The sequence below is a fragment of the Leifsonia sp. Root1293 genome, assembly GCF_001425325.1.
In the GTDB taxonomy this organism is placed as follows: Bacteria; Actinomycetota; Actinomycetes; order Actinomycetales; family Microbacteriaceae; genus Orlajensenia.
In genome coordinates, this window is record NZ_LMEH01000001.1 from 2,318,875 (window position 1) to 2,331,344 (window position 12,470).

The following is a 12,470-nucleotide window of genomic DNA, read 5'->3' on the forward strand; positions in this document are numbered from 1 at the left end:
GAAGCAACGACCACTGGCGCCCGCTGACATCGAGCCCCTCCTCCAGCGAGCCGACCGTCAGCCTCGATGCCGTCCGGATGCCCGCGCACGCCCGGCGCCCTCCTGGAGCTTGCCGTCGGCGAGCACGAGCACGAGGTCGGCGCGCTCGCGGATGCGGAGGTCATGGGTCGCCACGATCGCTGTCATGCCCTGATCGCGCACGAGGCTCTCGAGCAGGGCCATGATCGACTCGCCCGTCTCGGCGTCGAGCTGGCCGGTCGGCTCGTCCGCAATGAGCACGCGGGGTGCGTTGGCGAGTGCCCTCGCGATGGCCACGCGCTGCTGCTGACCACCGGAGAGCTCAGCCGGGCGTTGCCTGGCGTGATCGGTCAGCCCGACCAGGTCGAGCAGTTCGGTCACCCGCTCCTCGCGCTGCTGCGAATCGACGCCCCGCATGCGCAGCGGAAGACCCACGTTCTCGGCCGCCGAGAGCATCGGCACCAGCCCGAAGGTCTGGAAGACATAGGCCAGCCGGTCTCGCCGGAGTGCGGTGCGGCCGCGGTCGTCCAGCGCCGCGACATCCGTCCCATCCACCACGACCCTGCCCGAGGTGGGGGTGTCGAGGCCGCCGAGGCAGTTCAGCAGAGTGGTCTTGCCCGACCCGGATCGCCCGACCAGGGCGATCAGGGCGCCGACCGGCAGGCTGAACGTGACGCCGGCCAGCGCGTGCACGTCACCCCCGCCCGACGAGTAGGTGCGCGTCAGACCCTCGACGATGACGATCGGCTCGGGCTCAGGCTCGCGCTCCGTCAGGAGGAACGGATCCTGTGTCCCACTCATGCGTCATCCTCCTTCCCGGGCTCGTGCTGCTCCGCCCACACTCCGACATGGTCGGTCTCGAGCTCCAGCCGTACCCGGCGTTCCAGTCCGAGCGCCTGTCGATAGCCGGCAGGCAGTTGCAGGCGACCGGCACGATCGAGCACAGCGAACTCGCGTGCGATCACGTGCGAGTCGCCGAACTCATCGATCCGGGTGCTGCGCAGCACCTCTGAGGAGGTGCGGCCATCCCGGATGGCGAAGGTGAGCTGCACCTGGTCGGAGACCGCCGCGTCGTGCGTGACGATCACCACGGTCGTTCCTCGTTCCGCGTTGACCCGACGGAAGGCGGCGAACACCTCCTCGCCGGTGTCCGAGTCGAGCTCGCCGGTCGGTTCGTCGGCGAACACCAGTTTCGGCTCGTTGGCCAACGCCACGGCGATGGCCACCCGCTGCTGTTCCCCGCCCGAGAGCTCACCCGGGCGCCGCCCCGCCTTGTCGATCATGCCGAGGGATGCCAGCAGGTCACGGGCGCGCTCCCGTCGGGCGGAGGCGCGGGTGCCGCGCAGGCCCATCGGCAGCTCGACGTTCTCCAGTGCGCTGAGGTACGGCATGAGGTTGCGGCCGGTCTGCTGCCAGACGAAGCCGACGGTCGAACGCCGGTAGGCGAGCCGATCTGCTGCGGACATGGTCATCAGGTCCCAGCCCGCGACCCTCGCCGCACCCGCTGTCGCCGCGTCGAGCCCGGAGAGGATGCCGAGCAGGGTCGACTTGCCCGATCCGGATGCGCCCACGATGGCCACCATCGCACCCTCCTCCACGAGCAGGTCGAGGCCCTGCAGCGCCTGCACCTCGACATCCGCCGTCTGGTAGATGCGCACGAGGTTCTCGCACACGATCAGCGGATCCTTCGACAGCGCCATCGTCATCACACTCATATCGTCTCCCCTGCTCTCAGCACATCCCGCGAACGTCGCTGCCGTGAGGCCAACGCGTCGATCCCCAACCCGACCGCGAGGGCTGCGACGAGTCCGCCCACGAGCACCGCGGCAGTCTCGGGCGGCACGACCGGATGCGGCGCACCGAGTCCGCCGGTGAGCGTGGCCAGTCCGAGGCCCGAACTCGTCATCCAGACGATGGCCACACCGGTCGCAGCGCCGCCGATCACGGCCGCGATCACCAGCGGCAGTTCATCCGCCAGCCCTAGCCAGGCCCTCACCGAACCCGGCATCCCGACGGTGCGCAGCAGTGCCGCCGATCGGGCGCGCTCACGGCTGCCTCCGGCGATCCACCCGGCGAAGCCGATGAGGGCGAGCACCGCCAGCAGGGCGATGCCCCAGCCGAACCCGGCCTGAACGCCGGCGGCGGCGGCAGTGTCGCGCCAGTGCTCCAGCCAGCCCGTTCGGGTGGTCACGTGACCTACGTTTGCGCTTCGGGCAGCCTGCGCCGCACCGGGCCCGGCCACCAGGAGCGTGTCGGCGTGCCCCGCATCCGACCCGGCATCGGCCAGCGCCGCCGCGAGCCCGGCGAGGTCGACGTACAGGAAGGGGCCGGCCTCGGTTCCGCTCGGGCCGGCATCGATCGTGGCGACGACGTGCACAGGTACCTTCTGGTGATCGATCTCGAGTGTGATGTCGTCGCCGATCAGTCGCTCGGCAAGCCCGCGATCGACGATGGCGGGCAAGACCTCGCCGGCGGACGGCTCGAGCGAGTGGAAGAGGGCTGCATCCGTCGAGGCATCAGCACCGGCCGACCCCACGATCCCCGGAAGCGCAGGCAACACTGCCACCAGCTCGGCGTGGTGCCTGTCGACCGCGAGCACTGTGGCCAGCGACGATGCGGTGCCGAGGTCGATCGTGGCCGCGGGGGCGGTGAACTGGGCGGATGCGGCCTGCACGCCGGGCGAACTCCTCACCTGGTCGGCGATCTCCGCCGTCACCGCGCCGTCGATGCGCGCGTCGGCGCCGACCCTCGCCCACGCGGCGTCCTCCTGCCCCGACCGCACCGTCGTCGCCAGTGTCGCGTCGGCCGCGAGGAGCGCGACAGCCAGGGTCAGCGCCAGGAGGGGAAGCACGGCGAGCGAGCCCTCCGCGCGCACGGAGGCGAGCAGCCCCCACGGGCCCCGAGCGCGGCGTGTCAGGGCCGCGACGGCGCGCACCGGCCAGCGGTACACCCGCAGCACGAGCACCGTCACCGCGGCCGCGGCCAGCACCGGCGCCGCGGCGGCGATCAGGTCGATGCCGCCGCCGCCGATCATCAGCCCGCGCGACTGCAGCGACAGCATCGCGAGAACGGCGAGCACGACCACGGAGATGTCGACGACCGCCCGCCCGGTGGTCTTCCTCCGCTGCAGGGCGTCGCGATCACGTCGGTTGGCCGGTGCACGCCGACCGCCGGCCTGCCGGCCCGCCCCGACGACAGCCTGCACGGGCAGGGCCAGCACGGCCACGGCGAGCACCACGAGGGGCCAGGCGAGCTCGAGCGTCGCACTGGACTGGATGGCCGCAGCCACCCCGATGCCGATCGCGAAGGCCGCGGTTCCGAGAACCAGCGCCTCCCAGCCTGCGCGCAGGGCCACCGCGGCGAGCGAGGAGCCCCGCGCCCGCTCGAGGGCGACATCCGCAGCCCTCCGGCGCACCAGGATGCCGCCGATGATCAGCAGCACGAGAACGGCCACTGAGAGGATCCCGACCGTGAGCACGGTGAAGTGCGCACGCACCGTGGTCGCCATCACTACGAAGGCGTCCTGCACATCATCGAAGTCGCTGCGCACCTCGATCGTGAGCGCCGAGTCCGACAGCAGTGGCGACGGGTCGAGCTGGAGCCGTCGCGATTCGAGGGCGACCTCGTCGACCAGCGCTCCGGTGAAGGCGCCGGCGTCTGGACGCACGCGCACGGTCGCGGTCGCGGGTTCGCCACCTGCGCGAACGGATGCCGCCAGCCCGGTCGGCGTCACCAGCACGGTGGAGCCCACCGAGGTCCCCTGGCCACTGGGCGCCGCAGCCGCGTAGGACGCCGGGATCTGACGGGCGCCTGCGGCCGCATCGGCGCCCGCATCCGCACCCGGCTGCTGCGCATCCGTGATGCCGACGATCACCAACTGCGCCGAGACCTCGCCGGCGAAGAGGAGCCCCAGCCGGGATCCGACCCCGAGACCGGCCGCGCGCGCGGAGGGCTCCGAGACGATGGCCTCGATGACGACGGCGTCGGTGTCTGCGGTGGCCGACTCGGCCGACGGCGCATCCGCCGGTGGCTCATCGGCCGGCAGCCGACCGTCGCTGAGGGCGAGCGTCTCGGATGCGGCGTCGGTCAACAGGCCGGCGCGGAGTGACACGCGCTTTGACGGGGCGGGCGAGCCGTCGACGGGCGCGGTCGCGATCGGCGGCGTCAGCACCGAGAAGGTCGTGTCGCGGTGCACGGCGGCGAGCGCCGGCGGCAGGTTGCCTGCCAGAGACCCCGCGACCTCGGCGATCTGATCGGGCGGAATCACGGGAACCGGCACCGACCGGCTCGGCGCGCCCACGAGCGCCCGCACCACGAGGTCGGCCGATGCGCCCGCCGTCGCCACTGCATCGCGAGCTGAAGCGTCGGTCACGGCACCGGCCAGCCGCGGGGCGCCGATCGCGATCAGCAGCGTCAGGGAGAGCAGGAGCGTCCAGCTCACCAGCACGCCCAGATCCCGGCCGGCACGACGGCGTGGCAGCGTGAATCCGAAAGCGATCAGCGACCGCCAGCGCGCTGCGCCGTCTGGCCGGTCTGCGCCGTCTGGCCCGTCTGCTCGCGTCCGCGCCTCGGTCATTCGGCGGCCCCCCGCAGCGCGCTCGCCGGCTCCTCGAGACGCTGGCGGAGTCCGACCACGCTCACCACGACCGCGATGACCGCCACCAGACCCAGTGCGAGAGCACCGACCTGCAGCCACGGAATCGAGACCACGACCGAGGGCACGGCGGGCGCACCGCTCGGCGACACCGCGACGACCGGCGCCGTCATCGTGGAGAGCAGCAGTCCGATGGCCACACCGAAGACGATGCCGAGTGCTCCGACCACGAGCGCCTCGGCGGCGATCAACCCCGTCAGGGCGGAGCGGGGCAGGCCGATGGCGCGCAGCTGCGCGAACTCCAGCCGGCGCGCACGCACGGTCGCGGCCGTGTGCGCCGCGAATCCGATCGCGGCCAGCACCGCCGATCCGCCCACCACCAGAAGAAGGGCCGCCTGGGCCGCAATGCGCAGCGGACCGCTCTGCAGGGCGCGGGCGAGGCCGTCGACGCTGAGGGTGGGCTGACGTCCCGCAGGCGACGGATGCGCGGCCGCATAGGTCTCGCCCGTTCCGTCCGGCACGTCGACCCACCACTCGTCGACCGAGGTGCCGTGCTGCCCCGCCTGCACGAGCGAGCGGGCGAGGGCCTGCTGATCGACCACGACCACGGCGCCTTCCGGGCCGTCGACTCCCGTGCGCAGGCTGCTGCCCGACACCCCGGGCACGAGCGCCGCCGAACCGCTCAGCACGATCGGCACCCGTGCTCCGGCGATGCCGAGCGAGAGCGGCATGACGTCGGTCAGCCCGAGCTGCTCCACGAGCTCCTCCGACACCACGGCCGCCAGGCCCGTGGTCGGGAGCCATCCGAGAAGAACGTAGCTCGCCGGGTTCACGGCGAGGTCAGTGGGCAGCTGCACGTCCATCCGCAGCTGCGAGCCGACCGGGACATCGCCGGTGAGAGGTGCCTCGCCGAACTTCACGTTCGTCGACGCCTTCCAGGCCGTCGCGGGCGCCATCTCGACGGGGCGCGCGGTGAGCCCGGCCGCTTCGGTGGCCGGCGGCCCTGTCAGTGCTGCGACGTCGCCGACCAGCACTTCGGCGGATGCTCCCGGCTGGCTGGCGTAGCCCTCCGGGTCGCTGGCGAAGATGTCGACCTGCAGGCCGACCAGCCGCATCCGCTCGTCGTCGGCCTGGGCTGCTGCGGGCTGCGCGGATGCGGGCACCGATTCCTCCGCGGATGCGGCCGGCAGCACCCCTCGCAGCGCAACCGGCTGACCGTCCAGCACCGCGGACCCGAGGTCGAGCGTGCCGAGCAGGCCGGCCGAATTCTCGAGCACCGCATAGATGCGTGCCGTCGCGCCGGGCAGGGGCGCATCAGCATCGCCGACGGTCACCGTGGCGGCCACGCCGCGCATCTCGTCACCGAGCTCGACCCCATCGGTGATCCCGGCCGCCCGTTCGGCGGCCAGGCCCTTCGCCACGTCGTCGCCGCCCTCCGCACCGAGCCGGCCGCGCTGGATCAACGGCATGGCCGACTCCGGGAGGCCGAGCACCGTCGCGGATGCCACTCCCCTCGAGTCATCGGCGGTGAGCTCCGCGCCGGCCGTCGCCAGCCGGGCCGATCGCCGCATCACCGGCTGCGGTTCGCCGATGGCACCGCCTGCGAGTTCGGCCCGCCGCGATGCAGGGTCGACTCCGTCGGCGGACACCACGACGGGCGCGCCCAGGGCGAGGGTCGCCTGGTCGACCTGCGCCTGCCGCCAGGTGGAGAGGAAGACGACGCCGAAGCTGCTGACGCCGAGCGCGAGCGTCAACAGCAGCACGGCCGCCGTGGCGCTGCGAGCGCGGCGGGCGACCTCCCACGTCGCGAGCGGCAGCACCACCCGTCGTGAGCGGGACGCGAGGGCATCGAGAGGCTTGCCCGCGAGCGGGATGAGATGCGCCGCCACCAGCGCACCGGCCACGAGCACGAGCGTCGGCGCGGCCACGAGAACCGGATCGATGGCGAATGCCGCCTGCGGATCGACCGGGCTGCGGTAGGCGAGCAGTCGCACCAGGGCGACGCCCGCGACCACCACGACCGCCAGATCGATGCCGGCGCGCAGCAGGCCGCCGGCGCGGCCCCGGCTGGAACGGTCGTCCTCCCGGTCTGCGCGCAGCACAGGTGCGGCGAGCACCACCACGAAGGCTGCGGCCACGCCCGCCGACACCGCCCACACCGACGGCGGCACCGTGAATCCGCGCGGCATCCCCGCTGCCGTCATGGCCGGCAGGGTCGCGATGGCGGTGTAGACGAGGCCCGCCAGCACTGGTGCCAGCGCCAGAGTCGCGACGGCCAGGATCACACCCTCGAACACCGACATCGCCAGCAGCTGCCCTGTCGATCCGCCGCGGGCTCGGAACAGCCCCCGTTGCACGGCTCGGCTGTCGGTGAGCAGACCGGCGGTCTGCGCGAGAGCGAAGAGAGCGACCACCAGCAGGAGCAGCACGACCACGGCCACGGTGGATCGCGTCACGACGAGGTTCGCCGATGCCCGGGCCACCGTCGCGGGGAGGTCGCTCGACGACGAGACGCTGTCGGCGATGTTCCCGACCCCCACGGTGATCGCCTCCGGCAGCTCACCGAGGTGCTCATTGAGGGCTGGCAGCTGCTCGGCGGTCACGGCACTGAAGTGGGGACGGATGGTGATGCCGATGCGCTGCACCGGCACCCCAGCGGCATCCAGAGCTCCCGTGCCGGCCACGAGCGGCCCGAAGCCGTGCACGGGAACGTAGACGCTGACTCGCGGCTTCGGGAACCCGGGCACATCGCCCTGCCCGGCGAACGGGTCGTTCGCCCAGAACGCACTCGTGGGGTCGTGCGCCCGGTACACCCCGACGACGCGCACCGATACCGGCGCGTCCTTCGCGCCGGCCTCGACGCTCAGCCGATCGCCGACGGCCAGCCCGAAGGCCTGGGCCGCCGCGTCGGGGATGGCGACGGCCACCTCCCGCGTCGATGCTCCGGATGCGGCGTCCGGTGCGGTGTCGGATGCCGCCTCGGGAAAGGAGCCGCTCACGAGATCGGCGTTGTCGGCGAAGTCGTCGTATTGCGCCAGGTACGTCAGCGCCGGGGTGTCCTCATCACGGTCGGGCACGCGCGCGAAATCGGTGACGGCGGTGGATGCTGTCGTCACATCGAGCCCGCCGAGCACGGAGTCCTGCACAGCGGTGGTCGCGGCGTCGGTCACGGCCCCGACGGGCACCGCGGGGCGGAAGACGTCGACCGTGATGTCGACGCTGGCATCCGTCGCCCCCGTCAGAGTGCTGCGCAGGCCGGCGGGCTCGGTCACCACGATCAGGAGCACCAACGCGGCGATCGCGGTGGTGGCCGCAACAGCCAGCGCGAACGCGACCAGCAGCAGACGGGCATCGGCCAGCATCCGCCGCAGCGCTGTGCGCAGCATCCAGACAGCGCTCATCCTGCGGTCACCGGGGCGCCTCGTTGCGCGGCTCCGCGCGGGTGTGGGGAGTGCACTCATCCCCCGTCTCCCCGGCGCCCGTCGTCGGGCGCCCGGCAAGTCTAATGGGGGCTCCGGCAGCTATCTGCGGACAATCGACGCGCGCCGAGCTGGTCGCCGCTACAGGACCAGAGCCGTCACCGTGCGGCGTCGAGCACGTCGACATCCGAGCGATCGCCGAGCAGTTCCCAGCGCAGGAGCGACACCGGCACGTTGCCGTTCTCCCAGAGGAAGTCGTGCAGGCGACGCAGGTCGAAGGCGTCGCCATCCGCGACGGCCGCATCCGCCACCAGCCGCAGCACCTCGTGCTTGCCCACGTTGTACGACATCGCGAGCCCCGGCGTCGCGACGTACATGGCGGTCTCCTCTGTGGCCGTGGCGAGATCCATCGGCACCCGCTCCACGAAGAAGCGCACAGCATCCGCGTGGCTGAAGACACCGGTGACGAGGTTGACGTCGACGATCACGCGCAGCGCCCGCAGCCGCATGAAGTTGTGGACGATGACCTGCGAGTGCGGGGCGTCGGCGAACAGCCCGGCGGTGAGCATGAGCTCCTCGTTGTAGTGCGCGAGGCCCTCGTTGGGCACCGAGTCGTACACGTGGCGCCGCAGCGGACGCGGATTGCCCCAGGAGAGCGCGAGCTGCTGGGCATGCACTCCCTCGTGGATGATGCCGAGCCGCGGATCGCGCGCGCTCGCCGCGTCGAAGTAGGGCAGCTCGCTCGACGGCTCGGGGATGTACGAGGTGGCCGTCTCATTGCGGGCGTGGTTGCCCAGGTCGTCGGTCACACCGAACATCGCGAACGGCGCGAGATAGGCGGGCGTCGCGGCGAACTCGTAGTGCCGCAGGCTCTCGGGCTGGCTGAGCAGGTCGTGCCGTTCATAGAAGGAGCGCACCTCCCGCTCCCCCTCGATCTGTGCCGACACTTCTGCGGCGACGGATGCCGCAACAACCTGGCCAATCTCAATCACCTCGTTGACTGGGCGCCTTGGTGAGCCGCTGAGCCCACCGTCTGGAGGGATCAGTCTCGACGCCCAAGACCTGCACAAGTCTCTGAGGGTCAATCGTCGGCGGCGGGCAAGTCAAGCGTGTCCTGATCCGATTCCGTGTCTCCATCGAGTCGGATGCAGAGGCGCTTGGCCCGCGTCAGGGCGACGTACACGACACAGTGCTCGTCCTCCAGCTCGTGCAAGCCCGTCGTCAGGAGCGCACGCTGTGCCCTCGTTAGGACGACGCCGACTCGTTCCCATTCGCGGCCCTTCGCCTGATAGACAGTGAGGCCAGGGACTACGGAGTCCTTGGCAAGTCGCGCGGCGAGACGTTCCAACTGCGCGATCCGCTCGATCTCAGCCGTGGCACCTAGGCGACGCGGCCGACTGACGCCAAAATCCCGGATTGCATCCCTCAGTCCGTCGAGAGCGTCAGTGGGCGCTCTGCCTGTGCGCAACCCGGCCACTATCGGCTGCAGGACTCGATCTTGCGCCGCCTGGAACCTCTCACGATCAAGCCCGAGCCTGGCGATCGCTGACTCTCGCCCAAATGAGTTCACACCGAGACGCCCGCGCGTCACGACATCCAACAGCAAGTTGAGCGCGGCGTCCGTCGCATTCTCAATCGTGCGGAACGACAAGGGGAGAATGTTATCCCCGGCCGACCAGAGCGGTCGCCAGGTGCGAGCGAGTGCCACATCGACCTGCTCGCTTGTCCCCCGGGGCAGGCTCACGGGCTCGCCATTTCTGAGCGCCCTCGCCAGCTGCGGCATTTGATCACCGACGAATCGAAAGGACTGCGGCTGCTCGTACTCGACGAACCTGTCCGTGGTCGCAGCGAGGAGACGCTGCACCTCATCCGGTGTTGCGCCGCGCCACTTGTAGAGCGCCTGCCAAGGGTCGCCGATCAAGGTCACGTCCAGACCAGCTTCGGCCGCAAGGTGGGCGACCTTGAGGTCCAGGAAGGCAGCGTCGTACACCTCGTCAACGACGAGCGCGCGGTAGTTCTCCGCCAACCATGTCGTCGCGAACTCGCTCAGTTCATCGACTTGCATCGCAAACAACAGAATGTTGCGGACGTCGCCGTGACTCACGATGCCCGCACTGAGTAACGCGTCATGCGCTGCGACGTTTCCTATCCCGGTCGTTGGCTGCTCCACTCGGCGACCGCGGGAGACTACGTTGCGCTGTCCGTCGAGGGCAGCGACTCGTAGGAAGTTGCTGGGAGGCGCGAGGAAGCGAAACCCGGCAGAGCCCCGATAGTCGTCTCGAACGTCGAGTTCCCGCAGCCCGTTCGGCCAGTTGACAAGTCCGGCGTCGAGCAATCGGTGCAGCAGCTCGACATGCAAGTGATCGAAGGTAATCACTGTGTGGGGTGGCGCAATTGCGCCCCCACCCCACCGCGCGCTGATCCGCGCACGCAACTCGGCCACAGCCGCCCGGTTGAAGCTAAGCCCGAGAACACCTCGGTCGTCACCGACGAGATGCCGTTGGTAGCCGAATCGCTCGGCCGCGACCGTCGTCTTTCCGCTGCCCGGAGCGGACACGATGTTGACGAGGCGATCCTGAGCTGCTGCCGCGAGCGCCTGCTCGGGGGTGAGCCTCACCATCCGTCTGGGTCGGCGGCTTCGTCGCTCGGTGACGCCGGAGCCCCGTAGAGCCAGTCGAACATCTCAATGATGTGCGCGGGCACCACGACGGTTGTAGGGCTGGCGTCGATGATTCGGGCGAGTGCGAGCGCAAATTCGCCCTTCGCGCTCGGCTGTGCGCTGAACGCGGCATCGACAGTCTGGGCGGTGATGGGGTTCGGCTTCGTCGCCCCCGCTTCATCGAACGCTTGGCCCACGAGCGCCTCGTTGCCTGCTACAAGCGACGGCTCCAGAGTGGGTCTTGACCAAAAGAACCGGGCGGATGCGCTGTCGAGCTGGCCGTGCCATGTGGGCGGGCTGGGTTCGGGAAGTGGATCACCTCGGCGGTCGGTGTCCGCGAGCGCGGCGATCCTGGTGACTAACTCGTAGCCAGGGGTCGCAAGCAACCGGATGGGCCACTCGCCGACCTTGTGGCCGAGCGGGAGGATCGCAAGGGAGTCGACAAATCCGGTTCGGAGTTCATCATCTCCGGCCCATATATGGCCGAGTACGCGCAGCAAGGTCGCTTCCGTGACTCCTTCGACCACGAGCACACGGTCTCCGAACAGCGCCGATGAACGTGTCGCATCGAGGTGGAGCCGTGTCTGCTGAAACAGCCGATTCTTCAGTGCGCCGGGCAAGGGAACGTCCGCCATACGGCGGGTGACGCTTGCGCCGTCAGCGCCGCGGCGGACAACGACGAGATCTTCGGGTTCGCACGCAGCCGCAAGCTCGGGCGAGTGGGTAGTGACGATCACTTGAATGTCGGGGCGCTCCCGCACGAGCTTGCGCAGGTACCGAATCAACCCGAACTGCAACTGCGGATGAAGATGCGCTTCCGGCTCCTCGATGAGCACGGTCGCGTGGAAGAGCTGTGGGTAGAACGAGTCGGCGTCCGCATCGGCCGACACGTCTGCTGCAGCCAGCCGTTCTCGCGCGTCGGTAACCGGGTCTTCCGGGACCCCGCCCTCGGCGACGTCACCATCTGGGAGGGGAGTCGTCCCCGCGTCCGGGATACCCGCCAGAGTGACGGCGATGTGCAGCAGGTTGACGTAGCCGAGGCTTGAAGCCTCCAGACGCTTCGCAACACCCCGATCTGGAAGTATCGCCAAGAGCAGTTCGAAAACTCGGGCCAGGTACGCGTCGTCCACCTGCTGCGTCCCGACGAAGGCATGGTGCGCCTGGACGCCGCCGCTGATCGTCCGAAGGTTCTGCGCGATACGATCTTCGACGTTCCTGACGAGCTGGTGCGAGGTGAGCGCTCTGAGCATGGCTGCAGCCTGTCCGCGGAGGGCTCGCAGCCCACCAGTCTCGGGATGGCGTCGCTCATCGGCACGCAGCAGTTCCAGGAGAATGCGCGCGTCCCTGCGAGACAAGTCATCCACCGGATTGCGAAGCGCCGGGAGATGAACCAGACGAATGCCCTCGTACTCGCTCGCGGACTCCAATGGAGCCCCCGCTCGTACTCGTCCGAGGGAGCGTTCGAGCGGCCTGCTCCACTCGGGCGCGCCAAACCCCTGGCGCTTCCTGAACCGGCCGTAGGCACCCTCGTCCGATTCCTCTGCCTCGTAGGCGTACTCCACCTGCACTGACCGCGGCGGGTTTCCGAGCGCGTTTGCGTCAATGGGCGACAAGCTCGGGAACCGGCGCGGGTGTGCGAGCGCGATCCCCTCGTTGATCGTGGTCTTCCCTGCGCCGTTCGCCCCGAGGATGAGGGCGAACCGCCCGCCAAGCTCGCACGTCAAAGGCGAATTTGCCGACGCACGGTAGCCCTCGATCCGAATCCGCTTGAGATACATCG

Annotated in this window: 7 protein-coding genes; all 7 read right to left on the reverse strand. The window is 70.2% G+C overall.

Features of this window, described 5'->3' with window-relative positions:
• Nucleotides 1–57 precede the first annotated feature (57 nt).
• The 7 genes from ASC59_RS10990 to ASC59_RS11020 all read right to left on the reverse strand — a co-directional run bounded on the left by ASC59_RS10990 (nt 58) and on the right by ASC59_RS11020 (nt 12,468).
• Nucleotides 58–819 (reverse strand): ABC transporter ATP-binding protein, encoded by a 762-nt coding sequence (locus ASC59_RS10990; RefSeq protein WP_055822124.1) that lies wholly within the window; start codon nt 817–819, stop codon nt 58–60.
• Nucleotides 816–1,733 (reverse strand): ABC transporter ATP-binding protein, encoded by a 918-nt coding sequence (locus ASC59_RS10995; protein WP_055822126.1) that lies wholly within the window; start codon nt 1,731–1,733, stop codon nt 816–818. The genes ASC59_RS10990 and ASC59_RS10995 overlap by 4 nt, the downstream gene beginning before the upstream one ends.
• Nucleotides 1,730–4,594 (reverse strand): hypothetical protein, encoded by a 2,865-nt coding sequence (locus tag ASC59_RS11000; RefSeq protein WP_055822129.1) that lies wholly within the window; start codon nt 4,592–4,594, stop codon nt 1,730–1,732. The genes ASC59_RS10995 and ASC59_RS11000 overlap by 4 nt, the downstream gene beginning before the upstream one ends.
• Nucleotides 4,591–8,013 (reverse strand): ABC transporter permease, encoded by a 3,423-nt coding sequence (locus ASC59_RS11005; protein ID WP_055822132.1) that lies wholly within the window; start codon nt 8,011–8,013, stop codon nt 4,591–4,593. The genes ASC59_RS11000 and ASC59_RS11005 overlap by 4 nt, the downstream gene beginning before the upstream one ends.
• 176 nt (nt 8,014–8,189) lie before the next feature.
• Nucleotides 8,190–9,023, reverse strand: a complete 834-nt coding sequence (locus ASC59_RS11010; protein WP_157487993.1) for a DUF885 family protein — start codon at nt 9,021–9,023, stop codon at nt 8,190–8,192.
• A gap of 89 nt (nt 9,024–9,112) precedes the next feature.
• Nucleotides 9,113–10,651 carry a UvrD-helicase domain-containing protein gene (locus ASC59_RS11015; protein WP_055822138.1) on the reverse strand — a complete coding sequence of 513 codons (1,539 nt, stop codon included), beginning with the start codon at nt 10,649–10,651 and terminating at the stop codon, nt 9,113–9,115.
• Complete coding sequence (locus tag ASC59_RS11020; protein WP_055822141.1) at nt 10,645–12,468, reverse strand: ATP-dependent nuclease; 1,824 nt, start codon at nt 12,466–12,468, stop codon at nt 10,645–10,647. Before ASC59_RS11020 ends, ASC59_RS11015 begins: the two co-directional genes overlap by 7 nt.
• Nucleotides 12,469–12,470 lie beyond the last annotated feature (2 nt).

Bases quoted from the DNA above. Each gene is read 5' to 3' on its own strand.
- ASC59_RS10990 (WP_055822124.1), bottom strand. From the start codon at position 819: ATGAGTGGGACACAGGATCCGTTCCTCCTGACGGAGCGCGAGCCTGAG.
- ASC59_RS10995 (WP_055822126.1), bottom strand. From the start codon at position 1,733: ATGAGTGTGATGACGATGGCGCTGTCGAAGGATCCGCTGATCGTGTGC.
- ASC59_RS11000 (WP_055822129.1), bottom strand. From the start codon at position 4,594: ATGACCGAGGCGCGGACGCGAGCAGACGGGCCAGACGGCGCAGACCGG.
- ASC59_RS11005 (WP_055822132.1), bottom strand. From the start codon at position 8,013: ATGAGCGCTGTCTGGATGCTGCGCACAGCGCTGCGGCGGATGCTGGCC.
- ASC59_RS11015 (WP_055822138.1), bottom strand. From the start codon at position 10,651: ATGGTGAGGCTCACCCCCGAGCAGGCGCTCGCGGCAGCAGCTCAGGAT.
- ASC59_RS11020 (WP_055822141.1), bottom strand. From the start codon at position 12,468: ATGTATCTCAAGCGGATTCGGATCGAGGGCTACCGTGCGTCGGCAAAT.